Genomic DNA, 26,348 nt, shown 5'->3' on the forward strand with positions numbered 1-26,348 from the left:
TCATGAGTTAAAGGAGGTTGGAATGTCAGTCATGGACAGGAAGCTTTTTGCCGATTGGGCTAGAATGACAGCTTTGATGATCGGTTGCTCACTCTGCCTCATCGTCGCTGGAACAGCGATAGCGCAGACGGGTAAAACGAAGCAGGCTGGAAGTGCGCCTTCAACGGGAGGGTCTGCCGCTGTGCCGGCGTGTGAGAATCTTCCGCGAGCGGACTGGCTGATAGATCCCAGCGACCCCGGACCCGCGGATGCCAGGGCAATTTTGAAATTGATTCATCGCTATAACTGGGCTCTGGACGATCACGACTTCGGTCAGCTGGACGGGCTCTTTACGGACGATGTGTTCTATGAATTGTGCGATGCCGCCGGGGAACAGATTCTCAAGAGGACCGACAAGGGCCAGCTGGAGGTATATCTCGGCGGCGTCTTCGACGAACTTGGGACGCAGGGTACGCAGACGCGGCATATTCAAAGCAATGCACTGCTCAATTCCGTGGACACAAACACCATCCAGGGGAAAACAAGTTTGGCAGTGACGCTTCAACACTCGGATATCGAAACGCCGGTGCTCGACTACACCGGTGAATTCAGACCCGTGTTCAGGCGGGAAGGAGGTGTCTGGAAATTTTCGAGAATCACGCTCATCACCGATGGGCGGAAGATCGAATTCCGGGCACGTTGAACTTCATCGGAACTGGCAGTGAGGCACATCGGCCAAATCTTCATTATCGGAGCCGCGGTCGTCGCCGTCACCCAGGGTTTGGCGAGAAATTCCCAAGGCGGCGACACAACGCCGGTCGGCAGCCGTAGTCTCGGATTTGATGAGGTTTCGTTTGCTAAGGCGGTGCAGCGCTGGAATCGGCATTTCCTTTGGGAGCCGGCGTCGGCGAGCGGCGACACGATCACCCGGTTCGGGGATGAGACACGCGCTGTATTCGGTCCGATTCCCGACGGGGACTGCACGGACGGCGCAGCCAAGACAATACCTCTGCAAATCGACGGCAATCTTGTCGACCTTAAACCCAACCCCGGAAAGGCAGGGCATCCACTGGAATTTGAGCACCGCGATATCAAGGGGAAGGTGGTCAAATGGACAAGCGGTGTTGCGCGTTGTGACAAGCCTTCACTGACTGGAAGCGCAACCTATTGCGGCCTGAACTCAAGACTGAACCGTGTCGAAAATGGCAATGTGGAATGGCTTTTCCTTTGCCGCAAGTCGAGCCACCACCTCGAGGTGGAACCCGTCCCCTATTGGCAGCGCTCAAATCCGAAGTTTGCACTGTTCGGCGTTATCGGGTTCAACAGGCACTCGGGCGAGATCGTGTTCTTTGACGGCAGAAAAGACTGGAACGAATTCGACTGGTCGCAAAAATTTGTGCCGCCAGGCGGCCATTCCTATCACGACAGCGAGGGCCGAGCAGCGGCAGAAGCCCTTTACGACCCGACATTCCAGGTGCAATGCTCCGCGTGCCACGACAACAAAGGTGCTTATGTCATCAACCCCAATATCCAGCAAGCGAGAGTAGGCTACCTTGCCGGAAATAATGATCCGAGGGCGTCTGCCTTCAGTCTGGGCAGTTCGCTCCCCGCCGCGCCGCGGAGCAGGTCAACACCGTTCCGGGTTATAGGGTCCGGTTACACCGCCACCTATCGCGTCGATCTCGAACGCGCCATGACTGTCCAGGATCCGACGGGAAACTGCACGGAGTGTCATACCTTGACGACGCAAACGACGGGGCAGCGTTTTGCAGCCGATGCAGTGGCACGAGACCCGGTCATTGCACATCCGAAAAGGTCTCAGTTTCTTCGGCTCAAGGCGGAGCAGCGCAAGTTGCGAGAAATAAACTCTCACCGGACGAAGTGGGCGTCCAGGTCTGGCCCAGGAAAAATTCATCCCTGGATGGTCCCGATCGATGGAAACGAATTGTCGGCTCGAGCACCCGAAATCAGCGCCGCCGACTGGAGCGTGTTGAGCAATTGTCTGTGGGGTGCCGGCGGCAACGAGTGCGCTTACACGCCGCTTTATACGTCCTGTCCCGCACCAGGGGTGGCGGCGCAGGGCGATTACGCGAAACCTGAGGACCTGTCCATTGCCATTGTGCGGCCCACGGGTGCAGAAGCGATCGCCGGCCGTGTAGTCCGGCTAAGTTGGCGCTATTTGAACAGTTACGGCAATGTTCCGCAACGGGACGACGTGCGGTTCAATGTGGCGGTCAAATCAACGGAAATTCCGATGTCAGGTGCAGCGCCGTCGCCATCAGACTATCCTGTTTCGGAGGAAGCGACGGATAATAATTTTGTCGCCATAGACGGTGAGACAGGGACATCGGGTTCGGCTACGCTGATCCGCAATGTTTCCTACTTCGGCCACCTGAAACTCACGGACCCGGTTCCGTCAAAGGATATGCGGGCCTTCAGGCTGGATCTGCCTGCCCAATGCAATCGGCGTTACCTCGTTCGCATAATGCCCAAGAGGTTTTGCTTCGATCAAAGCAACATCACCTATGGGCAGGCCGATCATGTTCTGTACGCTGACGTCTCATGCAATTGAAGAAGGCCGATCGTTCCGGATCTTGCCATCGGACGAGCGACGCAGTTCCGTCAGGCTTTGGGTGGCCTTCTGCTCCCACGACCGCGCTCCTTGTTTGCGCGCAAAGGCAATGGCCTTTTTAAACAACGCTTCGGCAAAGCCAGGTGCATTTTTCATACGCAGCACTTCGCCTTTCAACCGGAACAGCTCCGCCGTAAAATAGTTTTCGTTAGTGTTGCTCACGAGATCCAGCGCCTCGTCGACGGCGTCGGATGCTTTCTCGATGGCATGGGCGTGGAGATAGCATTCCGCCAGTAGCCCCAGGTAGCAAGATTTGTCGATCTCTTGATCGCCGAGATTATCGCAGGTCCTACGCATCTTTTCCAAGCCGTCAAAGTTGCGGTCGGCCCGGACCATGGCCCAGCCCTCGAAAAAAGAACCCATATTCAGCCACAGCTGAAATCCGTTCTCCGTTGCCAAAGGGATGAGTTCATCGGTTAGCTCGCGTAGCTTGATGACATCATTGCGCAGTGCCAGCAGAATGCAGCCATTGCCAAGGCAGGCGGCAAGTCTGTAAGCCGACTGCTGACGCGCATCGAATTCCGCAGCGTTGTAGAGGTCGATTGACCTTTGATGTTCACCGAGCAAATGCAACGTCCAGGCGAGGTAAAGCATCGGCATGCTTGGAAAGTCGCTGCCAATTGTGTCCTTATGTGCTTCATATCCAAGCGAACGCTCGAGATAGTCGCGGGCACCTTTCAGATTACCTTGAGAAAACAAGCTCATGCCCTTGAACTGCAGTCCCAGTACCCGGGCCTTGATATGGTCGCGTCTACTGCCAATGTCGAGCAACCGGTCACTTGCCCATTCGGCATCGGCAAAGTGCGCAGAATTGAACGCCGTACCGAAGAGCCCGTCGAGTGCCCGGACAGGCGACTCCGTATCGCCGAGCTCGTCACTCAACTGCATTGCGTTTCGGTATGCATCGCTGCCTTCGCGTGTGACATACCCGAATGTCGCGTAGTGCACGTCGCCAATCTCCAGCCAGAGCCGCAACTCTTTCTCTTTGCGCTCAAGCGTGGCCGGAAGCTTCTGCAGGCATTCTACGCCATGTGCAAACATGTTCGCGGCTTCTACTTTGGCCCAGGTCTTGCTAACGTTGAGACCAGCAGCCAACCAGCAGTCAGCTGCCTTTTCCAACTCGCCGGCTTCCGAATAGTGCTGCGCCAAAAGCTCGGGGTGTTCGGCTGCCAGTTTGGGATAGATCTTCTGAATGACCTCCGCAACTTTGCCATGAAGTTGCCGGCAGCGTTCCCGCAACAGCGTGTCGCGCGCGGCTTCCTGGAGCAGCGCATGCGTAAATATGTAGCTCTTGCGGTCGGGTTGGGGTGCGAACAACCCGGATTCGACAAGGTGACGCAATGCGGCATTCAAGGAGCGAGCTGACAGACCGCTAAGTCGGCTTAGCAACTTGAGATCGAATTCACGTCCAATGACCGCAGCGGTTTGGGCGATCATCTTGCCGGGGCCAAGTTTGTCGAGACGCGACAACAGCGATGATTGCAGCGAATTCGGAACCCCCACGGACTGCTCCCGCACCTCCGACTCGGAAGGAAAGAGTGGGCCGCCTGTCTCCAGAGCTGCCCGCGCCAATTCTTCGACGTAGAGAGGAACGCCCTCGGCTCTGTTCAGGACAGAGGTCTGGATTTCGCTCGCCAGGGGTTTGCCGCCGCTGACATTGCTGACGAGCATATGAGCTTCGTAGTCGCTTAAACGCTTGAGTGCGATCTCGTGCAGATTCTCCACTTTCGGGGGCCTGCAAAGTGTCTTCTCTCGCGTCGTGATGAGGATCAGCATCGGGAACGATGCCACCTCTTCCAGGAGCGCCTCAAGCACATCACTCGAAGACGGGTCGATCCATTGTTCGTCCTCAATCAACAACAGGACACGGTTGATACGTGATACGTGATGAAGCCAGTCGATGATTATGCGATGCGAAACACTGCGCTGCCGTGGCGCCGTCAGTTCAGACGGTGGGTAACGCCGTTGGTCGATGGAAAGCAACCCCGCAAATATAGGTAGGGATTCAGCAAGAGGAACATCGCTCAACGCGAGAATTGCCTCGAGTTTTTCCAGACCGTGCGCGGGATTGTCGCCATGAATTCCGGCGTAGCGTTTGAGCAATGTGAGAAATGGGAACAGGGCACTGTTGGAGTACGCGGCCGAACACTGCAGCGTCAAATATGTACATTGTGGCATGCGACGCTGAGCTTCGAAAATGAGGCGTGACTTGCCGATACCGGCTTCGCCCGAAACCAGTGCTGCCTGACCGCGATTTTCAGAAGCTACATCTCGCCAGAGTTCGAGCACCTGCGACATTTCATTGCGGCGGCCAACAAGTTCGGTCAATTGCGTTCGTTTGGCGAAGCGGTTCTCCAGAAGCCGCTCTTTTTCGGCTTGCCAGACGTGTATCTGCTTGGAAAAGCCTTTAAGTGTTTGAGGGCCGCGATCGATGAATTCGAATGCGCCGGCGGCATTGTCGTGAGTCTGTTGATCCGTCAAGATCGTCTGCGGCTGCGCGATTGTCTGGAGCCGCTGTGCAAGGTTGGGTATCGATCCTAAAGCGACGGTAGACACGCCCGCAGGCGCTCCGAGAAAATCCCCCACAACCACGAGGCCACTTGCTATTCCTATCCGGACCCGTAAAGGCGGTCCTGCCGCCACCGGAATCTCGGGTACGAGCCTCAGAATATCGAAGGCCAGGGCAAGTGCGTGCTCCGCGTCGTCTTCTTCAGCAATCGGGTAACCGAACAATGCCTGGAAAGCGTCGCCGATATAGTTGGCCGCAATGCCGTTATGCCGTCTCACCGCATTGTTGCACTGCCGCAGATAGTCTCGCGTCAGTTTGCTGAAATCCTCCGGATCCAGCAGAACCGCATATTCGGTTGAATCGACCAGATCGCAAAACAGAATGGTCAACGGACGGCGCTCGCCCGAAATTTGGGATAGCTCGCCGCTGCCTTCGTCAATCAATCGCGCGATACCCGCCAGGATCTTTTTTCTGGGGCCGAGCGGAATCCGCATGCTCTGCAGGTCACTGTCCGAGAGGAGGCGGAGACTATCAAAGTCGACTTGCGATTCCGCGAACGCATCGGCGAAGTGATCAAGCTTCAGCTTGTTCAACCATTTCCTGACATCCTCCATAGGTCCCCCGTTAACGGCCTTGGATCAAGATGGTCGTTGACTCATCGCGAATGCCGACAAGAATAACATCCTTTTCAATTGCTGACTAAAGCATTCGAGCCGCGGTACTAATCATTCCGAAGTATTGTTTGGCGTGCGCTAATTGAAAACGCCGAGAATTTGTCCTTCGACAATCTGCGGGCGAAGCAGATCGATCCCGGTTTGGCCAGCTTGCGCGTCATAGGTTTCGGAGAAGAACAGAACGCGGAAAATAATGTACTGGACAAACAGAACCGATTTCAGCACAAGCGCGGGATGCAGTTCGCTCATCTTTGGGACAGACATTTCGCGGCAATGCCTGGACAAGCCGATCGCGTCGAGGGCTCAGGTCGTTTTGCTTCCAACAGATAACATTTTTTGTAGCGCGATCGCACCAGATAGCGAACCATGGGTTTGAAATGCAGATTGAACGCCAGCCAGAAGTCAGCGGCATTATCGTCACCTACAATCCTGACCTAAAGGGCCTGAAATCGCTGCTCGATGCAATCGTTCCGCAACTCGGCCCGGTGATCATCGTTGACAATGGTTCGAAAGCCGACATCGGAACGTGGCTGCGTGAGCAGGATGTTCATGTCGAACTCGTAGCGCTCGGCGATAATCTGGGCATCGCCAAGGCGCAGAACGTCGGCATCGAGCGCGCGCGTGCGCATGGATCTGGATTTGTGCTGCTCCTCGATCAGGATAGTCTTCCCGCGCCCGACATGGTGGTGACGTTGGTGGCCGCTGCCAAAGCGCAGATTTCCAACGGCGTGAAACTTGGATGTGTCGGCCCGCGATATGAAGACACCCGCCAGAACAATCCGCCGCCCTTCATCAGGACAAACGGCTTCCGGCTGGAACGGCAGACCTGCGCGATACCGGATGCCGTCGTGGATGTCGACTACCTGATCGCTTCAGGGTGTCTCATTCCGATGGGAACGCTGGATGATGTCGGTGGTATGCGGGAGGAGTTGTTCATCGACTATGTGGATATCGAATGGGGTCTGCGGGCGGGGAACAAGGGGTATCGCTCCTTCGGGGTTTGCGCGGCGCTGATGAAGCATGATCTCGGCGACGAACCGATCCTGTTTCTCGGCAGGCAAATTCCCGTTCATGGTCCGCTGCGGCATTACTATCATTTCAGAAATGCGGTCTGGCTCTACCGTCAGCCGTGGCTACGGTTCAGCTGGAAGGTCGTGGACGGGTCCCGCCTCCTGCGAAAATACGTATTCTACAGTCTGATGACCGTGCCGCGGCTTCAGCACGCCAAGATGATGACGACCGGCATCTTTCATGGCCTTTTTGGCAAGATGGGAAAGAAGGCCGGCAATGGCTGAATCGCAGGTTCTCGAGCTCACAGTCTGTATTGTGATCTTCAAACCCGACAGGCCGACTGTCCTCCGGACATTGCAAAGCTTGCGGAAAGCGGTTGTCAGTCTGCCGCCGTTACTGGTGAAGCTTACTATTGTCGATAATTCGCCTGGCGCTTCCGATCATGCCTGGCTCTATGCAGCGTCGGGCGATCTGCCCTGCGAGGTTATTGCAGGCCAAGGCAATGTGGGATTTGGCCAAGCCAACAATCTGGTGCTCGGCCATACCGGCAAATATCATCTGGTGCTCAATCCGGATGTGGAGATGGAGCCGGACGCGATCGAGCAAGCACTGTCGTTCATGCGCCATCACGAGGAATGTGGCCTTATTACCCCGCAGGCTTTCAATCCAGACGGCAGCAAGCAGTATCTGTGCAAACGATATCCGACGCTGTTCGATCTTCTTCTGCGCGGGTTTGCACCGCGCTGGCTCAAATCCCGGTTTCACAAGCGCCTGGACCGGTATGAGATGCACGACCAGCCGGCCAATTCCATCGCATGGGATCCGCCCATCGTTAGCGGCTGCTTCATGTTTTTCCGGGGCGACGTCTACACGAAGTTGAAGGGGTTCGATCCGCGTTACTTGCTATACTTCGAAGACTTCGACATCTCGTTGCGGACAGCAGAAGTCGCTCGCATCGCCTATGTACCGACAGTCAGGATCGTCCACGAAGGTGGACGCGCGGCTGACAAAGGCCTTTGGCATATTTGGCAATTTGTACGCTCAGCCGGGATTTTCTTCACGCAGCATACGATGAAAGTGTTCTGAGCCTAGCCCGAGACCACGGCTTGCTGCGCCCGATTCAAACCCCACTGCAAAAGCTCTTCTGCGCGCTCGTCCGTCGCCGCTTCCGCATAGCAGCGCAATTCGGGTGCGTTGCCGGAGGCGCGATAGTGGACCACCTCGCCGGTCGCAAGCGCGGTGCGAACACCGTCGATAGTGTCGCCTTCCTTGATCGTTCCGAGCTCCGCAAAAAAACTTTCCCGGTAGTTATCGTCACTCAGATTTTGCAGGAAAGGTCCGCTCTGGCTCGCATCGACATGTTCGAGGCGGCCGCTGCGTGTAAATCGCGCTGGCAAATTATCGAGGAGCTTCGACAGCGCAACACCCTCTTTTGCAGCCGTGCCCAGGACAGCAAGGATGGGGAGCATCGCGTCGCGCGTCGGCAAGGCGTCGAGACGCCCGCCATCCGCGGTGACTTGCGAACCAAGCAGAACACCGCCATTGGCTTCAAAACCGACAACGCGCTGATGGCCGTCCTTGCTGGCCTGTTCCATGCCCTCGATGACATAGGGCGAGCCGACGCGTGTGCGATAAACCCTTGAAAACAAGCCGCTAAGTTCGATCGCCGTATTCGAGGTCACAGGTGTGACGACCGCATCGGCACGCAGAAAGTGCGCGGTCAGGAGCCCGACACTATCTCCGCGCAAAAACGCGCCTTGTTCATCGGCGATGAGTGGCCGGTCGGCGTCGCCATCCGTGGAAACCAAGGCGTCAAGCCTATACTTTTTGGCGGCTGCATGGGCAAATTCAACATCCTCCGGCCGCAACGCTTCGGTATCGACTGGCACAAAAACCTCTGAGCGGGCGAGAGCAACCGCGTCTGCGCCGTAGTCTTGCAAGATGGTCACCAGCAAATCGCGCGCGACCGAGCTATGCTGATAAACGCCTATCCGTAGTCCAGCCAGAGATTTTGGTGCAAGAAGAGAAGCGCAGCGCCTGATGTAGTTTTCCAGCGCATCCGAAGCGACCGGCAAAGGTTCAGGCGAGGATAGGAGTGCGGTCGTCTCCGGGTCGAGCGCGGCAAGAATGCCGGCCTCGTCGGCCTTGTCGATCTCGCCATCAGGTCGATAGAACTTCAGCCCGTTGCGATCTGCCGGAATGTGGCTGCCTGTCACCATGATAGCCGGCACTTTCAGGCTCATCGCCCGGAAGGCCAGCGCCGGCGTCGGTACCGGGCCACAGTTTTCGACGTTCATGCCAAACTCTCGCGCCGCGGAAATGCAGGCAGCAGCCATCTGCGGGCTGCTTGATCGCAGATCATACCCGACGAGCACAACGGCAGGAGCCGCGTGAGCGCTTTGCATATGTTTGAGAAACGCCAGCGTATACGCGCGGCAAACCTGATCCGGCAGTTCTGTTACCAGGCCGCGAAGCCCGCTTGTTCCAAACTTCAAACTTGTCATGGGAATATCATCGTTGTTGAGATCCGGAACACACTGCTGAGCTCAAAATTCGGCGGTTACGCTTTTATCGCTCGTGTAGCGCTTTTCACAGGGCATGACAACGAGGGCATGCGGATGTTCGGAGGCCGATATCCGCTCGGGCGACTGAAGCGTCAAATCGTTTGTGGGAAATGATTGATTTTGCTGGCTGGGGAACCTGGATTCGAACCAGGACTAACGGAGTCAGAGTCCGTGGGTCTACCGTTAACCTATTCCCCAAAAGAGCTGGCAGCATTGGCCGGTGCGGGTCGTCATATAGTTGAATTCCGTCGATATGCAAACCCCTGATCTCAAAGTTTTTTGGCAGCGCGTATGCCTATCTCAACAATGACCTTGCGGTTGGCGAGAGCCGAGCGATGATCGGCGGTGCTGTCAGATAGGTTGCAAGGCGCTGTTGCACTGCCTGCCACGCCGAATTGTCATCGAGCAAATCCGTGAATGCCGCGTGGTCATCGACTGAATCGAAACGTGAGAAAACCACGACGACATTCTCACCGTGGCGTACGGGCAAGCGTGTGAAGGTATTCAGGCTGTGTTCGGAGGTGAAGCTTGCAATGGCGTGACGGCCCGAGGCGCGCAGAAGGGGTGACAGGACATCGTCATGGAAGGCGAGGAAGCCATCTACGGACGTTTTCAGCGTATACGTCGCAGCTTCTATGATTGCTGGTGAGGTCTCTCCTGCAATACGTCCAGGACGTTCGTGTGGCAGAGCAAAACCGGTGTCACCGCCGACGGGCCGCAGCAGAAGAACGTCGTCCGAGTCGATCATGGTATCATTTGCCGCGTTTCGATGTGCGGCCCAGACAGAACCGTCATAGAAGGCAGTCAGCGCTTCATGGCGAGCCTGCATGTCATCAAAACCGCGGAGCCAGACAAAGGCGTCGGGATCATCAAGATCGCGAAACTGGCCGATAATCTTCATGCCGCATAATTCCTGACTTTCCAGAAAATGCGTATTGAAGAGCGAAATCAAATCGTCACGCCGACCCGGATGCAACGTGTAGCGGCGCAGTTCCATGACGGGACTGTGGCGCTCACTGTCGATTTGTTGCGCAATTTCGGCAGTGGCCATGAGACGTTCCTCCAAAAACAAACCGGCTATCCTGTTTTAATAAAACCGGTTGTCCTGTTTTGTCAATTTGTTATTTTAAGCGTAAAAAGGCTCATCATGACGCAAGACATCATTGAACGGCCGAGACGCACCAACAATCCGCAGGCCATGCGGACACGCATTCTCGACGTCGCGGCCGATCTCTTCCAGCGAAACGGTTATAACGCGACCAGCGTCCATGATGTGGTGCGTGGCGCAGCGACGACCGGCGGTGCTCTGCATCATCATTTTGCGACGAAAAAGACCCTTGGTCTCGCCGTTATTGCCGAACGCGTAGCGAAGGAAGTGGACGAGACCGCGATCCAGCCCATCATGACCGCCACCTCCGCCGCTGCTGGCATTCATACGGTTTTCAACGGCGTGGCCGATACGCTGGAGCGCAACCGCGCGGTATCCGGCTGTCCGTTGAACAATCTGGCGCTGGAACTATCGCTGGCGGATACGGATTTTCGTGAGGCGGTCAATACTGTCTTCGACCGCTGGCGCTCGGCCCTCTCACTCAGATTGCGAGCCGACAGGCCGGATCTCGATGCGTCACGAGCGCATGATCTCGCGACACTGGTGGTAGCGAGTTATTCCGGGGCCATGGCAATGGCCAAGGCGAGCCAGAGTGCCGAGCCGCTGCGAGCATGTGCCAAACAGCTGGAAACCCTCTTGGGTTCATGAAGTTTTCGATTTTCGTGCTTTTCGGCTGGATTGGCGTCAAAAAATAGCCCAAAGCAATCGAAAACATCTCGATCCAGGAAACGGCCCATGACCACCGCCCCGGCGCGCTTTTCCAGCGCGTCCATATCCTCGGCAGCTCGCAGCGGCGTCCTGCTCATGCTCCTCGGTATGTTGATGTTCTCGCTCAATGACGTCATGGGCAAATGGCTCGTATCGACCTATTCCGTCGGCCAGGTGGTTTTCATCCGCAGCATCGCAGCGCTTATCGTGCTTGCGCCATTTCTTTGGTTCAACGGACCGGCAAAGATCGTTGAGGTCGATCGACCCTGGCTGCAGGCAGCTCGCGTTGTTCTATCCACAGCAGAAGTCTTCGCCTTTTACTTCGCTGTTGTCTATCTGCCGCTCGCCGATGTCATGACCTATTGGCTGGCCGCGCCGATCTATGTGGCGGCCGTCTCCCCTTTCGTGTTGAAGGAACCCGTGGGCTGGAGACGCTGGACTGCCATCGTCGTCGGCTTCGTCGGCGTGGTGATCGCGCTCGAGCCCTCGTCGCAGGCACTGACTTCGCAAGCGATCATCTCCATCCTTGGCAGCATGTTCTTTGCATTCATGCTGCTGCTTGGACGCTCGCTTCGCGGCACCCCGGACACGACGCTGGTATTCTGGCAGATCGTCGGCGCCGGACTTGCAGGCCTGGTCGCTGTCAGCTTCGAGTGGACGCCGGTTAGCGTGCGCGACCTCGTTCTGCTGGCATTGCTCGGCGTTGTGGCGATGCTCGCGCATGTGCTGGTAAACCGTGCGCTGAAGGTTGCGGATGCCGCGACCGTCGCGCCACTGCAATACACGATGCTTTTCTGGGCAATCGTCTTCGGCTGGCTGGTATTCGGAGATGTACCGCGCATATCGATGCTTGTCGGATCAGGCTTCATCATCGCTTCGGGGCTGTTCATCTTCTTCCGTGAACAGCAGCTGAAGCGTCAGGGCAGGATCAAGGCGCCGGCCGAGACCGTTGTCACGGGGTCGGGTGAAGCGCCTTGATATCGGGGTCAGGCGTTGACGCCTGTGTTTTCCAGGGATCTGCCCAATGCATCCAGGAGTTCTCCCATGCCCTGCCTGCGCACGGACGGGTCGTCGAAGCCGTCGAGATAGGCACCTTGTTCGGTCAGTACCAGCTTGGTGCCGCTGCCCTCCGGGCGAAGCTCGATCGTCGCAAGTGACACCGAGATGCGTTTGTCGTCGAGGTGCATGTCATAGGTGTATATGATGCGCTCATCCGGCACGATGTCCTGGTAGACGGCTACAAAGGTGTGCACCGGCCCGCCCTTCGGACCGCCACTGCTGATCTCCCGCCCGCCAACACGGAAATCCATTTCATACTTGCCTTGGCCCCATTCATCGGGGCCGCCAAACCATTTGGCCTTTGCCTGTTTGTCGCTGAGCGCAAAAAATACACGCGCTGGAGAGGCCGAATAGCTGCGTTCGAGGACGAAGGTGTCGTGTGTCACGGATCGTTTTGTCATTGATCTATCCTTTTTCCTGATCAGCGAGAAAATCACCCAGTCTGTCGAGGCGATGTTCCCAGGTCTTGCGCCGTTCCAGCATCCACTCTTCCGCGGTTTGCAGAGCTGCCCATTCGATATGGCAGGTGCGAACGCGTCCGATCTTTTCCGAGCGGATAAGTCCGCTTGCCTCCAGCACCTGTAGATGCTGAACCACCGCTGGCAGTGACATGGCAAACGGCTTGGCGAGTTCGCTGACCGAGGCGGGGCCGCGGCTCAACCGTTCAACCATGATGCGGCGCGAGGGATCCGCCAGCGCCTGGAACATGAGATCGAGTGGTGCTTGTTGGTTAAGCATATGCTTAAGTATTTCGATCCAGGAAAATTGTCAATGGAATTTTTTGGTTCTAGACGCTTTCGTGGCCTCGGCGCTGGAGCGCCGCCTCAAAATGATTGACCGCTTTTTCGAACTTGTCACGGCAGCCGGTGTTGCAGAATCCGACGACTGCGCCGTTATACAGCGTCAGGCTGTCCTCTTTGATCGGATCGCCCGACCAAGGGCAAGTAGTATTGATGGCATCGCCGATCTTGAGTTCAGGCATGATATTTCCTCCTGTGAGTTCAGACAGGCTGAACGTTGATATGGGTGAGCACGGAATTGGCAATAAAACATTGCTCGTGCGCTTCATGGTGCAGGTGTTGCTCCGTTTCCACATCGGGCGCGGCGCCTGCATAGGTTACATGCGGTTTCAGCGTGACGCGGCTGACATAGAGTTTTCCTTGATTGTTTTTTGCGAGTTCCCCTTCGGCGGCATCACGGTATTCATCAATGACAAATCCCTTTTTGGCGGCACCACTGAGAAAAAACAGCATGTGGCAGCTCGAAATCGAGGCGACGAAAGCCTCTTCGGGATCGACATTCTCCGCTGTGGAATAGGGCAGGCGAACAATATGCGGCGAAGACGAAGCGGGCACCTCGGCACCGCCGTCGAACTGCCAGACATGCGCCCGGCTATATTTGTTGTCGATGAAGACGGCGCCCTCCGGCCGCGTCCACAGAACAGTTGCTCCGAATGTAGTCATGGCTTGCGTTTCCCGAATCCGATTTTGTTTGAGGTCGAGCTTGTCAAAACATGCTGGAATTGTCGATAAGGGATGACACGGGACAACAGGCGAGGACATCATGGATCTGGGTATCAAAGGCAAGCGCGCCATCGTCTGCGCAAGTTCAAAGGGACTTGGCCGCGGCGTTGCGGAAAAACTGGCCGAGGCTGGAGTAGACCTGACGCTGAACGCACGCACCGAGGCAACGTTGCGCGCCACGGCCAACGAGATTGCCGACAAGTATGGCGTCAAGGTTCAGATCGTTGCCGAGGACGTGACGACAGAGACAGGGCGCAACGCACTGCTGAAGGCCGAACCGCAACCGGATATCCTCGTAAACAATGCAGGTGGTCCGCCGGCGGGCAACTGGTCCGAGTGGGGCGAAGAGGAATGGTTGAAGGCGATCAACAACAATATGCTGACGCCAATCCTGTTGATGAACGCAATCTTGCCCGGCATGATCGAGCGGAGGTGGGGACGCGTGCTCAATATCACGTCGGGCTCGGTGAAATCTCCGATTTCTTCGCTCGGGCTTTCCAACGCCGCCCGCAATGGGCTGACAGGTTTCGTTGCCGGCACTTCGCGGCAAGTGGCCAAGCATGGCGTCATCATCAACAATATTCTACCCGGATCGCATGATACGGATCGGACCAAGGGCTTTCTGGAGCGCACGGCGCAGGCCAAAGGCATTTCTATCGAGGCGGCGCGCGCCGAAGCCTATGCGGAAAATCCTGCCGGACGATACGGAACGGCCGAGGAATTCGGCGCGGCGGCGGCTTTTCTGTGCAGCCAGTATTCCGGCTTTATTGTCGGCCAGAACTTGTTGCTCGACGGTGGCGCCTACAATTCAACGCAGGGTTAGAACCTGGTTACCCAATTGATTCCGCGATAAACCGATAGCCCACACCGGCTTCGGTGCGGATGAACTGCGGGTTGTTGGCATCGTCTTCGATCTTGGCACGCAACTGGCCAACGAAGACGCGCAAATATTGCAGATCGTGCACATGTGCCGCGCCCCAGACCGAGGCGAGGAGTTGACGGTGCGTGACCACCATGCCCGCATGCAGTACCAGATGCACGAGCAGTTGGTATTCTTTGCGGGTCAGATGCACTTCCTCGCCGTTGCGGCTGACAATCCGCTTGACCATGTCAACGACAAGTCCATTGGCTTCGAATCGTGAAGGTACGCTTGTGCCGGCCACTTGCTGGCGCAGCGCCGTGCGTATGCGCGCCAACAGCTCGCCGATGCCAAAGGGTTTCTCGACATAATCATTGGCACCGAGGTCGAGGGAGGCGATCTTTTCGGCCTCGCGGTCACGGGCCGAAAGAACGATGATAGGCACTTCAGAAAATGCGCGCACTGTCTCGATCACTTCCTTTCCGTCCTTGTCGGGAAGACCGAGGTCAAGGACGATCAGATCCGGCGCGCTCGTCGCAGCGAGCCGCTCCGCCTCGGCGCCGGTGGAAGCCAGGATCACCTCGTAGCCCGATGCATTGAGCGCAGGGTTTAGAAAACGCTGGATCTGCGGCTCGTCATCGACGACCAGGATACGATGCTGGTTCATCCCATTGCCTCGTCGTCAGGATTGGCGACAGGAAGCCGGATAATGAACCGCGCACCGCGCTTGCGAATGGCAGGGCTTTCCGCCTTGATCGTACCGCCCATGGACTCGATAAAACCGCGAGAGATGGAAAGGCCCAGCCCTGTCCCCGGCGCGCGGCCGTCGCCTTTGACGCGCCGGTAGAACTTGTCGAAAATCTTGTCGAGATCCTTGGGTGGAATGCCCCGTCCCTGATCCGTGATACTGATGGCAACTTCCGGACCATCCTGCTTTGCATAGACCGCAATCGGACCATCCCCCGCATATTTTGTTGCATTATCCAAAAGGTTGAAAAGAGTCTGGCCAAGCAAAGAAGCATCGCCGTTCACCATGGGCAAATCCGGGGCGATGCTGGTGTCGATAGCGATGCCGGGCTTCAGTTTTGTCGTGCGCTCGATTGAAGACAAGATAATTTCTGCCGCATCGACGGGAAGATTTTTGGCCCTGAGCGTTCCTGCCTCGATCCGCGTCATATCGAACAGGTTGGCAACGAAGCGGTTCAACCGTCCGGCTTCTTCCTCGATGGAAAGCAAGAGGTCGTCACGTGTATCGGCTTTGATGCGGCTGCCCAACTGCCGCAGTGTCGTAACCGCGCCGGTAATCGAAGCAAGCGGCGTTTTCAGATCATGTGAAAGAGATGAGAACAATGCCGTGTGCAGCTTGTCGCTCTCCTGCAATGCAGCCGTTTTAGCATTTTCCCGTACGAGCTGCGCGCGATCGATTGCGATGGCAGTCTGATCGAGAATTGCGGTGAGCATGCGGTCGTCGTTCTCGCTCAAAGCCGCACGATCTTTCATGGAGAGGCCCAATACACCCGCCACGCCATTCGAGGTGAGAATGGGCAGAAACTGCCATTCGATCTGCGGCAACGTCGCTGTATCAGAACCCGCGCGCTCGTTCTTCTCGTGAGCCCACCGCACTGCAGTCATGTCCGTGCCGTCCAGCGTCAGGTCCGGCGGCCACGCAGTCTGCAGCGACAGCTCGCCGTCATAAGGCATCAGGATGACAACGCCGGTTCCAAAGGTCGAATGCAGATGCGTGGCGGTGGAAATCAGAACATCGTCGAGCCGCGCCGTGCCCGAGAGCTTGCGCGAAAATTCATAGAGTGCCTGTGTATTCTTCGCCTGGTTGCGCGATCGGGCGACCTGGTCGCGCAGGCGACCGGCAAGATCCCCGATCATCAAGGCAACGCCGAGAAAGATGATCAGCGAGAACAGTTGGTGCGGTTTTGCAATGCTCAGATCATGCAACGGTTCAAGGAAGAAGAAGTTGTAGAAAATGAAGGCGAGGCCAGCTGCGATCACCGCCGAAAGCCGCCCGCAAATCATTGCCGAAAGGATAACGGCGACAAGAAACAGCATCGACAGATTTTGAGCGTGGACGATGTCGCTGGCGGCGAGGCCGAGCAGTGTGGTCGCACCGGTTGCTACAACGGGCAGCGCGATTGCCTTGGCAAGTTCGAGCCGGGTACGCTTGCGCATCGACGGCGGCACGTAAGGGGTGCCCTGTTCCTCGCCAGTGACGATATGCACGCCAATATCGGTGAAACGCTTGATGATCTCGTCGGGCAGCGAACGCCGGAAAGGATTGGCGAGCCGCGCTGACTTTGGGCGACCGACAACGATCTGCGTGACGTTTTCGCGCCGGGCAATGCGGAAAATTTCTTCGACGAAATCCTCTGCGATCACCCGCCGCGTCTCCGCACCGAGCCGTTCCGCCAGGTCTAGAAGTTTATCGAGGCGTTTGCTGGTCTCACCACCAGCGTCGTTGGCCTGGGTCAGCGAAACCACCAGCCAACGGGCGTTCAATCCCGATGCGAGGCGGCTGGCCGTCCGAACGACCTTTTCGGAGAGGCTGTCGGGACCAACGCAGACGAGCAGCCGTTCGCCTGTCGCCCACGGCCCTTCGATAGCGTTCTGCCGCAACAGATCAATCATCTGGTCGTCGACGCGATCCGCTGTGCGCCTGAGCGCCAGTTCGCGGAGCGCCGTCAGATTGGCCGGTTTGAAGAAACCCACTGCCGCGCGCTCGGCATTGCCGGGCAGATAGACCTTGCCCTCCTTCAGGCGTGCGATGAGCTCTGCCGGCGGCAGGTCGACAAGCAGGACGTCGTCAGCCCGCTTCAAGACAACATCCGGCACGATCTCCCGAACAGTCACGCCGGTAATGCTGGTAACGACATCGGACAGGCTTTCCAGATGCTGGACATTCATTGCCGTCCAGACATCGATGCCCTGCCAAAGCAGTTCCTCGATATCCTGATAACGTTTCGGATGGCGGCTGCCGGGAACATTGGTGTGAGCGAGTTCGTCCACAATGATAATTTTAGGCTTGCGGGCAATCGCCGCGTCGATATCGAACTCCTCCAATACCTTGCCGCGATAGTTGACCTGCTTGCGCGGAATGCGTTCCAGCCCATCGAGCAGTTCTGCCGTCTCGACCCGGCCATGGGTCTCGGCCAGGCCGATGACGATATCCGCGCCATCCTCCTTCAGACGGCGCGCTCGAAGCAGCATCGCATATGTCTTGCCCACACCGGGGGCAGCGCCCAGAAATACAGTCAGTTTGCCGCGCGTTTCGCGAGCGGCAAGTTGCAGCAATTTATCCGGATCTGGTCGATTTTTTTGACCTTGATCGGCCATATACGCCTCAAATTATTCGTTCCGTGCGTGGAGCACGTGAACGTTTAGCCCAGCTTGGCTGCAAATGCCAAGGGCGGGTTCATTTTTCGTGCCTGCGTATAGGTCATGACCCTAATCTCGAGGCCTGATTCCGTTGAGAATAATGCTCAGCACCGCTTGTGCGGTTTGCTCCTTGAAGCCTGGGCGCCCGACCTGGCTGCCCATGATCGCGCGAACCTGTACGTCGAAATCCGCATAGTGCTGCGTGGTTGCCCAGATCATGAAGATGAGATGATAGGGATCGACTGGCGCGAGTTTGCCCTCGCCTACCCAGCGACGGATGACTGCGGCTTTCTCATCGACCAGTGGTTTCAAATACTTGCTGAGAAAATCGCTGATAGCCGGTGCGCCGTGCAGAACCTCATTGGCGAACAACCGCGACGCCTCCGGGTGCGTTTCGGACATGTTGATTTTCAGGGTTATGTAGTTGCGCAATTGCTCGATCGGATCGCCTTCTGCGTCGATCTCGGCAAGCGGCGCCAGCCATTCCGCCAATGTCTCCTCAAGCAGCGTCACATAGATGTTCTGCTTGCGCGGGAAATAATAGAGCAGGTTCGGCTTCGACATGCCGGCTCGCTCTGCGATCTGATCGATCGTCGTGCCGCGGAAGCCATACGTCGAGAAGACGTCGAGAGCCGCGTCGAGGATGAGGCGGCGATTGATTTCCTGAATCCGCGTCGTCTTTTCCGGCGCTTCTTTCAGTTTTTTCCTCTCCGCCCTCACCATGCCCAGCGTCCCTTTGTAATTTGCCCAAACGGGCCTTTTCGTCGCATCCCGGGATTGCTCTAAAGCCTTATAAAGCGCTTGACCGCCTTCCTATGCTCTTCTAGCCTGCATTTTGACCAACTAGTCAAGTTTTTGATTGTGCTGCAGGTTCAATCATTCGGGAACACAAAACAAGCGGTAACATCCGCTCTTCGGAGGCTTCACAATGTCTAAAGCGGCATACGGGACCAATAATCTTGACGCGTTCTGGATGCCATTTACGGCAAACCGCCAGTTCAAGGAAAATCCTCGCCTTCTGGTTAGCGCCAAGGACATGCACTATAAATCCCATGACGGCCGCGAGATACTCGACGGCACTGCCGGGCTGTGGTGCTGCAATGCCGGTCATGGCCGGCCGAAGATCGTCGAGGCCGTCCAAAAACAAGTCGCCGAGCTCGACTACGCACCCGCCTTCCAGATGGGGCATCCCAAAGCATTCGAGCTCGCCGCCCGCCTTGCTGCAATGCTGCCATCACCGCTCGACCATGTGTTCTTCACCAATTCCGGCTCGGAGTCGGTCGATACAGCGCTGAAGATTGCGCTGGCGTACCATCGCGCCAAGGGAAATGGCACCAAAGTCAAGCTGATCGGCCGCGAGCGCGGCTATCACGGCGTTGGTTTCGGCGGCATTTCGGTTGGCGGCATTTCGGGTAATCGCAAGACCTTCGGCAATGCCCTTAGCGGCATCGATCATATCCGTCACACGCACGATCTGGCGCGCAATGCCTATACGCGCGGCGAACCGGAATATGGCGCCGAGTTTGCCGATGACCTGGAAAAGGTGGTCGCGCTGCACGACGCCTCCAACATTGCGGCGGTGATCGTTGAGCCGGTCGCCGGATCGACCGGTGTCCTCATCCCGCCGAAGGGCTATTTGAAGCGCCTGCGCGAGATTTGCACCAAGCACGATATCCTGTTGATTTTCGATGAAGTCATCACCGGATTTGGCCGTCTCGGCACGCCGTTTGCGGTCGATTATTTCGGGGTCGTTCCAGACCTCGTCACGACGGCAAAGGGCATCACCAGCGGCGTTATCCCGATGGGTGCGGTATTCGCATCGAAGCAGATTTACGAAACCTTCATGACCGGCACGGAAAACATGATCGAGCTTTTCCACGGCTATACCTATTCCGGCCATCCCGTCGCCTGCGCTGCGGCGCTGGCAACGCTCGATACCTATGAAGAAGAAGGCCTTCTGACCCGCGCCTCCGAGATTTCAAGTTACTGGGAGGATGCGCTGCATGCGCTGAAGGGCCTGCCGCATGTCATCGACATCCGAAACCTCGGACTGATCGGCGCCATCGAACTTGAGCCGATAGAAGGCGCGCCAACCAAGCGGGCTTTCCAGGCGTTCCTCAAGGCCTATGAAAAGGGTGTGCTGATCCGCACCACCGGCGATATCATCGCGCTTTCGCCGCCGCTGATCATCAGCAAGGGGCAGATCGAGCACCTGTTCGACACGCTGGCCGACGTTCTGAAAAATCTCGATTAGGGGCTGCAGGCATGGCGCTCACAGGAAATCTCAGGATCAACGGCGACCGTCTCTGGGACAGCCTGATGGAGATGGCCAAGATCGGGCCGGGCGTTCGCGGTGGCAACAACCGCCAGACCCTGACGGATGAGGATGGCGAAGGCCGCCGCCTGTTCCAGTCCTGGTGCGAGAAGGCAGGCCTTTCCATGGGCGTCGACACCATGGGCAGCATGTTCTTCACCCGGCCAGGAACCGATCCCGATGCACTGCCGGTCTATGTCGGCAGTCATCTTGATACCCAGCCGACGGGGGGAAAGTATGACGGCGTGCTCGGTGTACTCGGCGGGCTCGAACTGATCCGCACCCTCAATGATCTCAATATCAAGACCAAGCACCCGATAGTCGTCGTCAACTGGACCAATGAGGAAGGCACGCGCTTTGCGCCGGCCATGCTGGCTTCGGGTGTCTTCGCGGGCATTCACGATCAGGAGTGGGCGTACAATCGTGAAGACGCCAAAGGCAAGAAGTTCGGTGACGAGCTTGAGCGCATAGGCTGGAAGGGCGATGAAAAGGTCGGCGCGCGTAAAATGCACGCGCTCTTCGAGCTGCATATCGAGCAGGGCCCGATCCTCGAGGCCGAGCGCAAGGATATCGGCGTGGTCACCCACGGGCAGGGATTATGGTGGCTGCAGATCACACTGACTGGCAAGGAAAGCCATACAGGCTCGACACCGATGCCGATGCGCAAGAATGCGGGGCTTGGTATGGCCCGTATCACCGAACTCGTCCACACTGTCGCCATGGCGCACCAGCCGAGCGCGGTCGGCGCAATCGGCCATGTCGATGTCTATCCGAACTCGCGCAATGTGATTCCCGGCAGGGTCGTATTTACGGTTGATATACGCTCTCCTGACCTTTCGACGCTGACGGCCATGAAGGCGGAGATCGAGGATAGGGCGCCGAAAATCGCCAAGGAGCTCGGTCTGGAGATACTGATCGAAGAGGCCGGTCATTTCGATCCGGTGACCTTCGATGACGGCTGCGTAACTGCGGTACGCAATGCGGCGGAACGGCTCGGCTACAGCCACCGCAACATTGTCTCCGGCGCGGGGCACGATGCGTGCTGGATCAACCGCGTTGCTCCGACGGCGATGGTCATGTGCCCATGCGTCGACGGCCTCAGCCACAACGAGGACGAGGATATTTCAAAGGAATGGGCTGCTGCCGGCACCGATGTCCTGTTGCATGCGGTTCTGGAGAAGGCGGAAATCCAAGCCTGACCGATAGCCCAAACAGACAGCGACATGTTCGAAAAAGACCAAAAAGGGGAACGGACACATGGCTACGAAAGTGATCAAGGGTGGTACGATCATTGCCGCCGACCGCACATACAAAGCGGATGTGCTGATCGACGGTGAGATCATCGCTGCCATTGGAGCGGACTTTTCCGGCGACGAGATTATCGATGCGACGGGCTGCTACCTGATGCCGGGCGGTATCGATCCGCATACCCATCTCGAAATGCCTTTCATGGGAACGCACTCCACCGACGATTTCGATACAGGCACTGCAGCGGCGCTGGCGGGCGGAACGACGATGGTTGTCGATTTCGTCCTTCCAGGGTCAGATGGTCTGCTGGTCGCCTTGCAAGACTGGTTCCAGAAAGCTGGCAAGGCACGCACTGACTATTCTTTCCACATGGCCATAACCAGCTGGAACAAGCAGGTTTTCGACGAGATGCCGAAAGTGGTCGAGCGCGGCATCAACACCTTCAAGCACTTCATGGCCTACAAGGGTGCGCTGATGGTGGACGATGACGAGATGTTCGCCTCGTTCCTGCGGTGTGCCGAGATCGGCGCCATGCCCCTCGTCCATGCCGAAAATGGTGACGTGGTCGCCCACTTGCAGCAAAAGCTGCTGGCAGAAGGCAACAACGGGCCGGAGGCGCACGCTTATTCGCGCCCGCCGGAGGTGGAAGGCGAGGCCGCCAATCGCGCGATCATGATCGCTGATCAAGCGGGAGTGCCGCTCTACATCGTGCATGTATCATGCGAACAATCGCATGAAGCCATTCGCCGCGCCCGTGCCAAGGGCATGCGCGTCTACGGCGAGCCGCTGATACAGCATCTGGTTCTGGACGAGAACGAGTACAAACACGAGGATTGGGACTATGCTGCGCGTCGCGTCATGTCGCCGCCCTTCCGCGACAAGATCAACCAGAATGGATTATGGGCGGGTCTGGCCACAGGCAGCCTACAAGTCGTCGCCACGGATCACTGCGCTTTCACGACCGAGCAGAAGCGCTTCGGTGTCGGCGATTTCACCAAGATTCCCAACGGAACAGGCGGGCTCGAAGACCGCATGCCGGTGCTATGGACGAAAGGCGTGCTTACGGGGCGGCTGACGCCAAACGAGTTCGTGGCCGTGACGTCGACCAATATTGCTCAAATTCTGAATATCTATCCCCGGAAAGGCGCTATTCTTCCGGGTTCGGACGCAGACATTGTCATATGGGATCCCAGGGCGAAGAAGGTCATCTCGGCAAAGACGCAAAAATCGGCGATCGATTACAACGTCTTTGAAGGGTTCGAGATAACCGGCCTGCCGCGTATGACATTGTCGCGCGGAACCGTCGCCTTCAAGGACGGTGAAGTACTGGCGCCAACAGGCAACGGACGTTTCGTTGAACGCGAAGCCAATCCATCTCAAAACCGCGCACTTTCAACTTGGAAGGAATTGACGGCTCCGCGTAGAGTAGAGCGCGATCCGAAAAACATTCCGGCAGGCGTATAGATTGATGTCCGTTGTGACGCTCCGACCCAAGGCGAAGCCAATGCCACAAGCGGCCAAAACCGTGATTGACGTCAAAGACCTGTCACTGGTCTTCGAGACCAATGATGGGCCCGTCAACGCTTTGTCGAATATCAATCTTTCTGTCGATGGCGGTGAATTCGTTTCATTCATCGGCCCGTCCGGCTGCGGCAAGACCACGCTGCTGCGGGTGATCGCCGATCTTGAGCAGCCGACATCCGGCTCGATCTCCGTAAACGGCATGACCCCATCCGAAGCACGGCAAAAACGCGCCTATGGCTATGTCTTTCAGGCGGCGGCGCTTTACCCTTGGCGGACGATTGGCGGCAATATTTCCCTGCCGCTGGAAGTGATGGGCGTGCCCAAGGCGGAACGGAAGGACCGCATCGCCAGGAATCTGGAGTTGGTCAATCTTTCAGGTTTTGAGAAGAAGTTTCCATGGCAATTATCCGGCGGAATGCAGCAGCGTGCCTCCATCGCCCGCGCACTCTCCTTTGATCCCCACCTTCTTCTGATGGACGAGCCCTTTGGTGCACTCGATGAGATCGTCCGTGACCATCTCAACGAGGAGCTGTTGAAACTCTGGGCAAAGACACAGAAGACCGTGGTCTTCGTTACCCACTCCATCCCCGAGGCTGTATTCCTGTCCACGAAGATCGTTGTGATGAGCCCGCGTCCAGGACGCATTCACGAGGTCATCGACTGCAATCTCGGCTCGGAACGCACGCTCGACATACGTGAATCGCCAGAGTTCCTCGAAATCGCCCACCGCGTGCGCGAAGGTTTGCGTCACGGCCATTCCTACGACCAGGCGCATCTATGACGCTACAGCGAGGCACATGATGATCATTCGTGCCGCCAGACTGCGCGACATGTCCGAATGCGCGGAAATCGTCAACGCGTGGATCGATGCAACGAAATGGATGCCGCGCGTTCACCCGAAGGAAGATGTCGCAGAGTTTTATCGCGACACCGTGTTCTCGAGGTTCCAGGTCTTTGTGGCCGAGAATGACAATCACGTTGCTGGAATGGTTGCGCTGGCCCCGGACAACACCGTCAGTGCGCTCTATGTACGCGCAAGCGAACGTTGTACAGGCGTCGGTAAAGCACTGCTCGATCACGCGAAGAAAGAGGCTGGCGGCCCGGTCGAACTATGGACATTCGTCGCAAACCGCGATGCGCAGGCCTTCTATGAGCGCGAGGGGTTCAAGGAAATACGGCGCACCGAGGGCGATAACGAGGAGAATCTCCCCGACATCCTCTATCGTTGGCAGCCGGTCGGCCCGGAGACGACGCCATGAACTTCGTCCGCAACAGCGTCATACCAGTGGGAACCGTGCTGATTGGCATTCTCGCACTGTGGTACGTATTCACCGTCATTCTCAATGCGCCGTTCGAGCGCGATCAGGCGGCGCGGGCAAATACGACCATTTCGACAAGCGAGCTCATAGCGAATACCATGCGCCAAGAGCGTCCGGTCCTGCCAGCACCGCATCAGGTGGCGGCTGAAATCCGAAAGACTGTTTTCGACATCAGCCCGACATCCAAGCGCAGCCTCGTCTATCATGGCTGGGTGACGCTTTCGTCGACGCTGCTTGGCTTTGGCCTTGGAACGCTGCTCGGGATTCTTCTGGCGATCGCCATCGTCCATTCGCGCACGCTGGACAAGAGCCTGATGCCGTGGATCATCACGTCACAGACTGTGCCGATCCTCGCAATCGCGCCGATGATCATCGTCGTGCTCAACGCTGTAAATATTACCGGACTGCTGCCCAAGGCGATGATTTCGACCTACCTGTCGTTCTTTCCGGTCGCCGTAGGCATGGTGAAAGGCCTGCGGTCGCCCGAGATCATGTATCTCGACCTGATGCGCACCTATAATGCCTCAAAGGCCCAGGTGTTCTGGAAGCTGCGCTGGCCGGCTTCGATGCCATATCTATTCACGTCGATGAAGATCGCTGTCGCCATCAGCCTCGTCGGCGCCATTGTTGGAGAATTGCCGACTGGCGCGGTGGCCGGCATCGGCGCGCGGCTGCTTGCCGGATCCTACTACGGCCAGACCGTCCAGATCTGGGCGGCGCTGATTGTGGCGGCGCTGATGGCGGCGGTTCTCGTTAGCCTGATCGGTCTGATCGCTACATTCGTCAACCGGCGCATGGGAGCGCGGGCATGAAGCGTTCGCCGCTCGCGATTGTCGCTTTCCTGCTCGCAGCGGCGTCATTGGTGCTGCCGACGGGCGCCGACGCCCCTGGGCTTTTCTTCTTTGCAACGCCTGCCTTGTTGTTCGCGGCATCCGCATTGGCGCTCTTCGCTTCCAGTTCGAACAGCTCGCTGATCGCGCTGCTGATACTGGTCCACTTGGCGGCAATCTTCCTGATCGGCTTGCTCGGCTCCTTCGCAATGGCGCCTCCCGCGATCGGCTATTGGTGTATGGTGGTTGCCGCCTGGTTGCTGGCGTGGCTCGCCGTACAAAGGCTGGCTGCGCTTCGACCGAAATCCCTCACCGCACAACGAATGGTCAATCTCGCGCTGCCGGTCGTGTTCGGCGCATGGTTGCTGATTCTCTGGGAGATCGTCGTTCGCGGCTTTGGCGTGCCGCCGATACTACTACCGCCGCCTTCGATGATCGCAGCGCGTATCGCCGGATCGGTGCCAACTCTCTGGGCAGACTTCCAGCAAACCTTCCTGAAGGCTGCGATCGCTGGCTATGTGATTGGCTGCGGATCGGGCTTTCTCGCGGCTATCATCGTTGACCGCGTTCCTTTCCTGCGCAAGGGCCTGCTGCCGGTCGGCAATCTCGTTGCGGCGCTCCCCGTCGTTGGCATCGCGCCGATCATGGTCATGTGGTTTGGCTCTTATTGGGAATCGAAGGCGGCAGTGGTCGTCATCATGACGTTTTTCCCGATGCTGGTGAACACCGTCGCCGGTCTTGCCGCGTCCGGCGCCATGGAGCGCGATCTCATGCGCACCTATGGTTCGAGCTACACTCAGACCTTGTTCAAGCTGCGCCTGCCTGCAGCCATGCCGTTCATCTTTAATGCCCTGAAGATCAATTCGACGCTCGCCCTGATCGGGGCAATCGTCGCGGAATTCTTCGGCTCGCCGATTGTCGGCATGGGCTTTCGCATCTCGGCGGAAGTTGGCCGCATGAACGTCGATATGGTCTGGGCCGAAATATTTGTTGCAGCCCTCGCAGGGTCGCTATCCTATGGGCTGATCACACTCATCGAAAGGGCCGTCACGTTCTGGCATCCTTCCTATCGAACCTAAAAACAAGAACAGAGGAGAACT

Annotated in this window: 25 protein-coding genes and 1 tRNA gene; 14 read left to right on the top strand and 12 right to left on the bottom strand. The window is 57.4% G+C overall.

Annotation, left to right across the window (positions count from 1 at the left end; genetic code table 11):
- Positions 1 to 22: 22 nt before the first annotated feature.
- Together C7476_RS10290 and C7476_RS10295 are read left to right on the top strand one after the other, a co-directional pair.
- Positions 23 to 682 (top strand): nuclear transport factor 2 family protein, encoded by a 660-nt coding sequence (locus tag C7476_RS10290; RefSeq protein WP_114429819.1) that lies wholly within the window; start codon positions 23 to 25, stop codon positions 680 to 682.
- An 18-nt stretch (positions 683 to 700) separates the two neighbouring features.
- The gene (locus C7476_RS10295; protein ID WP_114429820.1) at positions 701 to 2,551 is read left to right on the top strand and encodes a hypothetical protein; all 1,851 of its coding nucleotides are present in this window, start codon (positions 701 to 703) and stop codon (positions 2,549 to 2,551) included.
- Here C7476_RS10295 and C7476_RS10300 read toward each other — a convergent pair.
- Positions 2,540 to 5,734 (bottom strand): AAA family ATPase, encoded by a 3,195-nt coding sequence (locus C7476_RS10300; RefSeq protein WP_114429821.1) that lies wholly within the window; start codon positions 5,732 to 5,734, stop codon positions 2,540 to 2,542. The two genes, C7476_RS10295 and C7476_RS10300, sit on opposite strands and share 12 nt — an antisense overlap.
- 138 nt (positions 5,735 to 5,872) lie before the next feature.
- Positions 5,873 to 6,058: a hypothetical protein gene (locus C7476_RS27835; RefSeq protein ID WP_147274643.1), complete on the bottom strand. Its 186-nt coding sequence runs from the start codon at positions 6,056 to 6,058 to the stop codon at positions 5,873 to 5,875.
- A gap of 113 nt (positions 6,059 to 6,171) precedes the next feature.
- Between C7476_RS27835 and C7476_RS10305 the strand changes: the two genes are divergently transcribed.
- Both C7476_RS10305 and C7476_RS10310 read left to right on the top strand, forming a co-directional pair.
- Positions 6,172 to 7,089 (top strand): glycosyltransferase family 2 protein, encoded by a 918-nt coding sequence (locus C7476_RS10305; protein WP_114429822.1) that lies wholly within the window; start codon positions 6,172 to 6,174, stop codon positions 7,087 to 7,089.
- Entirely contained in the window at positions 7,082 to 7,891 is an 810-nt protein-coding gene (locus tag C7476_RS10310) for a glycosyltransferase (RefSeq protein WP_114429823.1), read from the top strand. Before C7476_RS10305 ends, C7476_RS10310 begins: the two co-directional genes overlap by 8 nt.
- A gap of 2 nt (positions 7,892 to 7,893) precedes the next feature.
- On the opposite strand, the gene C7476_RS10315 is transcribed toward C7476_RS10310, so the two are convergent.
- The 3 genes from C7476_RS10315 to C7476_RS10325 all read right to left on the bottom strand — a co-directional run bounded on the left by C7476_RS10315 (position 7,894) and on the right by C7476_RS10325 (position 10,420).
- The gene (locus C7476_RS10315; protein WP_114429824.1) at positions 7,894 to 9,309 is read right to left on the bottom strand and encodes a phosphomannomutase; all 1,416 of its coding nucleotides are present in this window, start codon (positions 9,307 to 9,309) and stop codon (positions 7,894 to 7,896) included.
- Positions 9,310 to 9,493: 184 nt separating this feature from the next.
- Positions 9,494 to 9,567: transfer RNA gene (locus C7476_RS10320), tRNA-Gln, on the bottom strand.
- A gap of 97 nt (positions 9,568 to 9,664) precedes the next feature.
- Positions 9,665 to 10,420 carry an NIPSNAP family protein gene (locus tag C7476_RS10325; RefSeq protein WP_114429825.1) on the bottom strand — a complete coding sequence of 252 codons (756 nt, stop codon included), beginning with the start codon at positions 10,418 to 10,420 and terminating at the stop codon, positions 9,665 to 9,667.
- A 96-nt stretch (positions 10,421 to 10,516) separates the two neighbouring features.
- Between C7476_RS10325 and C7476_RS10330 the strand changes: the two genes are divergently transcribed.
- The gene (locus C7476_RS10330) at positions 10,517 to 11,125 is read left to right on the top strand and encodes a TetR/AcrR family transcriptional regulator (protein WP_114429826.1); all 609 of its coding nucleotides are present in this window, start codon (positions 10,517 to 10,519) and stop codon (positions 11,123 to 11,125) included.
- 87 nt (positions 11,126 to 11,212) lie between these two features.
- The gene (locus tag C7476_RS10335; RefSeq protein ID WP_114429827.1) at positions 11,213 to 12,163 is read left to right on the top strand and encodes a DMT family transporter; all 951 of its coding nucleotides are present in this window, start codon (positions 11,213 to 11,215) and stop codon (positions 12,161 to 12,163) included.
- Positions 12,164 to 12,171: 8 nt separating this feature from the next.
- On the opposite strand, the gene C7476_RS10340 is transcribed toward C7476_RS10335, so the two are convergent.
- Genes C7476_RS10340 through C7476_RS10355 form a run of 4 tightly spaced genes read right to left on the bottom strand, consistent with a single transcriptional unit; the run spans position 12,172 to position 13,707 of the window.
- The gene (locus tag C7476_RS10340; protein ID WP_114429828.1) at positions 12,172 to 12,645 is read right to left on the bottom strand and encodes an SRPBCC family protein; all 474 of its coding nucleotides are present in this window, start codon (positions 12,643 to 12,645) and stop codon (positions 12,172 to 12,174) included.
- A gap of 4 nt (positions 12,646 to 12,649) precedes the next feature.
- Complete coding sequence (locus C7476_RS10345) at positions 12,650 to 12,982, bottom strand: ArsR/SmtB family transcription factor (protein ID WP_112529664.1); 333 nt, start codon at positions 12,980 to 12,982, stop codon at positions 12,650 to 12,652.
- Positions 12,983 to 13,031: 49 nt separating this feature from the next.
- Positions 13,032 to 13,226, bottom strand: a complete 195-nt coding sequence (locus C7476_RS10350) for an eL24 family ribosomal protein (RefSeq protein ID WP_114429829.1) — start codon at positions 13,224 to 13,226, stop codon at positions 13,032 to 13,034.
- 19 nt (positions 13,227 to 13,245) lie between these two features.
- Positions 13,246 to 13,707, bottom strand: a complete 462-nt coding sequence (locus tag C7476_RS10355; RefSeq protein ID WP_114429830.1) for an OsmC family protein — start codon at positions 13,705 to 13,707, stop codon at positions 13,246 to 13,248.
- 100 nt (positions 13,708 to 13,807) lie between these two features.
- Between C7476_RS10355 and C7476_RS10360 the strand changes: the two genes are divergently transcribed.
- Complete coding sequence (locus tag C7476_RS10360) at positions 13,808 to 14,590, top strand: SDR family oxidoreductase (RefSeq protein ID WP_114429831.1); 783 nt, start codon at positions 13,808 to 13,810, stop codon at positions 14,588 to 14,590.
- 7 nt (positions 14,591 to 14,597) lie between these two features.
- On the opposite strand, the gene C7476_RS10365 is transcribed toward C7476_RS10360, so the two are convergent.
- The 3 genes from C7476_RS10365 to rutR form a co-directional block, all read right to left on the bottom strand.
- Positions 14,598 to 15,293 (bottom strand): response regulator, encoded by a 696-nt coding sequence (locus tag C7476_RS10365; RefSeq protein WP_114429832.1) that lies wholly within the window; start codon positions 15,291 to 15,293, stop codon positions 14,598 to 14,600.
- Positions 15,290 to 17,971 (bottom strand): sensor histidine kinase, encoded by a 2,682-nt coding sequence (locus C7476_RS10370; RefSeq protein ID WP_114429833.1) that lies wholly within the window; start codon positions 17,969 to 17,971, stop codon positions 15,290 to 15,292. Before C7476_RS10370 ends, C7476_RS10365 begins: the two co-directional genes overlap by 4 nt.
- A gap of 111 nt (positions 17,972 to 18,082) precedes the next feature.
- On the bottom strand, positions 18,083 to 18,736 hold the full coding sequence (rutR, locus tag C7476_RS10375; protein ID WP_114429834.1) for an HTH-type transcriptional regulator RutR: 654 nt from the start codon (positions 18,734 to 18,736) through the stop codon (positions 18,083 to 18,085).
- Positions 18,737 to 18,941: 205 nt separating this feature from the next.
- On the opposite strand from rutR, the gene aptA reads away from it, so the two are divergent.
- Genes aptA through C7476_RS10410 form a run of 7 tightly spaced genes read left to right on the top strand, consistent with a single transcriptional unit; the run spans position 18,942 to position 26,327 of the window.
- Positions 18,942 to 20,267, top strand: coding sequence for an omega-aminotransferase AptA (gene aptA, locus C7476_RS10380; protein ID WP_114429835.1), 1,326 nt, complete (start codon positions 18,942 to 18,944; stop codon positions 20,265 to 20,267).
- A gap of 11 nt (positions 20,268 to 20,278) precedes the next feature.
- Positions 20,279 to 21,526, top strand: a complete 1,248-nt coding sequence (locus C7476_RS10385) for a Zn-dependent hydrolase (RefSeq protein WP_114429836.1) — start codon at positions 20,279 to 20,281, stop codon at positions 21,524 to 21,526.
- A gap of 58 nt (positions 21,527 to 21,584) precedes the next feature.
- Complete coding sequence (gene hydA, locus C7476_RS10390) at positions 21,585 to 23,039, top strand: dihydropyrimidinase (RefSeq protein ID WP_114429837.1); 1,455 nt, start codon at positions 21,585 to 21,587, stop codon at positions 23,037 to 23,039.
- 40 nt (positions 23,040 to 23,079) lie between these two features.
- Positions 23,080 to 23,880 carry an ABC transporter ATP-binding protein gene (locus C7476_RS10395; RefSeq protein ID WP_245426254.1) on the top strand — a complete coding sequence of 267 codons (801 nt, stop codon included), beginning with the start codon at positions 23,080 to 23,082 and terminating at the stop codon, positions 23,878 to 23,880.
- Positions 23,881 to 23,896: 16 nt separating this feature from the next.
- Positions 23,897 to 24,358 (top strand): GNAT family N-acetyltransferase, encoded by a 462-nt coding sequence (locus C7476_RS10400; RefSeq protein WP_114429839.1) that lies wholly within the window; start codon positions 23,897 to 23,899, stop codon positions 24,356 to 24,358.
- Positions 24,355 to 25,230, top strand: a complete 876-nt coding sequence (locus tag C7476_RS10405; protein WP_114429840.1) for an ABC transporter permease — start codon at positions 24,355 to 24,357, stop codon at positions 25,228 to 25,230. The genes C7476_RS10400 and C7476_RS10405 overlap by 4 nt, the downstream gene beginning before the upstream one ends.
- Positions 25,227 to 26,327 (top strand): ABC transporter permease, encoded by a 1,101-nt coding sequence (locus C7476_RS10410; RefSeq protein WP_114429841.1) that lies wholly within the window; start codon positions 25,227 to 25,229, stop codon positions 26,325 to 26,327. Before C7476_RS10405 ends, C7476_RS10410 begins: the two co-directional genes overlap by 4 nt.
- Positions 26,328 to 26,348: the final 21 nt, after the last annotated feature.

This window comes from Phyllobacterium bourgognense, assembly GCF_003337575.1.
In the GTDB taxonomy this organism is placed as follows: Bacteria; Pseudomonadota; Alphaproteobacteria; order Rhizobiales; family Rhizobiaceae; genus Phyllobacterium; species Phyllobacterium bourgognense.

Excerpts from the sequence above, each read along its gene's own strand:
- C7476_RS10290 (WP_114429819.1), top strand. The coding sequence starts at position 23 with ATGTCAGTCATGGACAGGAAGCTTTTTGCCGATTGGGCTAGAATGACA.
- C7476_RS10300 (WP_114429821.1), bottom strand. The coding sequence starts at position 5,734 with ATGGAGGATGTCAGGAAATGGTTGAACAAGCTGAAGCTTGATCACTTC.
- C7476_RS27835 (WP_147274643.1), bottom strand. The coding sequence starts at position 6,058 with ATGTCTGTCCCAAAGATGAGCGAACTGCATCCCGCGCTTGTGCTGAAA.
- C7476_RS10305 (WP_114429822.1), top strand. The coding sequence starts at position 6,172 with ATGCAGATTGAACGCCAGCCAGAAGTCAGCGGCATTATCGTCACCTAC.
- C7476_RS10310 (WP_114429823.1), top strand. The coding sequence starts at position 7,082 with ATGGCTGAATCGCAGGTTCTCGAGCTCACAGTCTGTATTGTGATCTTC.
- C7476_RS10315 (WP_114429824.1), bottom strand. The coding sequence starts at position 9,309 with ATGACAAGTTTGAAGTTTGGAACAAGCGGGCTTCGCGGCCTGGTAACA.
- C7476_RS10325 (WP_114429825.1), bottom strand. The coding sequence starts at position 10,420 with ATGGCCACTGCCGAAATTGCGCAACAAATCGACAGTGAGCGCCACAGT.
- C7476_RS10330 (WP_114429826.1), top strand. The coding sequence starts at position 10,517 with ATGACGCAAGACATCATTGAACGGCCGAGACGCACCAACAATCCGCAG.
- C7476_RS10335 (WP_114429827.1), top strand. The coding sequence starts at position 11,213 with ATGACCACCGCCCCGGCGCGCTTTTCCAGCGCGTCCATATCCTCGGCA.
- C7476_RS10340 (WP_114429828.1), bottom strand. The coding sequence starts at position 12,645 with ATGACAAAACGATCCGTGACACACGACACCTTCGTCCTCGAACGCAGC.
- C7476_RS10345 (WP_112529664.1), bottom strand. The coding sequence starts at position 12,982 with ATGCTTAACCAACAAGCACCACTCGATCTCATGTTCCAGGCGCTGGCG.
- C7476_RS10350 (WP_114429829.1), bottom strand. The coding sequence starts at position 13,226 with ATGCCTGAACTCAAGATCGGCGATGCCATCAATACTACTTGCCCTTGG.
- C7476_RS10355 (WP_114429830.1), bottom strand. The coding sequence starts at position 13,707 with ATGACTACATTCGGAGCAACTGTTCTGTGGACGCGGCCGGAGGGCGCC.
- C7476_RS10360 (WP_114429831.1), top strand. The coding sequence starts at position 13,808 with ATGGATCTGGGTATCAAAGGCAAGCGCGCCATCGTCTGCGCAAGTTCA.
- C7476_RS10365 (WP_114429832.1), bottom strand. The coding sequence starts at position 15,293 with ATGAACCAGCATCGTATCCTGGTCGTCGATGACGAGCCGCAGATCCAG.
- C7476_RS10370 (WP_114429833.1), bottom strand. The coding sequence starts at position 17,971 with ATGGCCGATCAAGGTCAAAAAAATCGACCAGATCCGGATAAATTGCTG.
- rutR (WP_114429834.1), bottom strand. The coding sequence starts at position 18,736 with ATGGTGAGGGCGGAGAGGAAAAAACTGAAAGAAGCGCCGGAAAAGACG.
- aptA (WP_114429835.1), top strand. The coding sequence starts at position 18,942 with ATGTCTAAAGCGGCATACGGGACCAATAATCTTGACGCGTTCTGGATG.
- C7476_RS10385 (WP_114429836.1), top strand. The coding sequence starts at position 20,279 with ATGGCGCTCACAGGAAATCTCAGGATCAACGGCGACCGTCTCTGGGAC.
- hydA (WP_114429837.1), top strand. The coding sequence starts at position 21,585 with ATGGCTACGAAAGTGATCAAGGGTGGTACGATCATTGCCGCCGACCGC.
- C7476_RS10395 (WP_245426254.1), top strand. The coding sequence starts at position 23,080 with ATGCCACAAGCGGCCAAAACCGTGATTGACGTCAAAGACCTGTCACTG.
- C7476_RS10400 (WP_114429839.1), top strand. The coding sequence starts at position 23,897 with ATGATGATCATTCGTGCCGCCAGACTGCGCGACATGTCCGAATGCGCG.
- C7476_RS10405 (WP_114429840.1), top strand. The coding sequence starts at position 24,355 with ATGAACTTCGTCCGCAACAGCGTCATACCAGTGGGAACCGTGCTGATT.
- C7476_RS10410 (WP_114429841.1), top strand. The coding sequence starts at position 25,227 with ATGAAGCGTTCGCCGCTCGCGATTGTCGCTTTCCTGCTCGCAGCGGCG.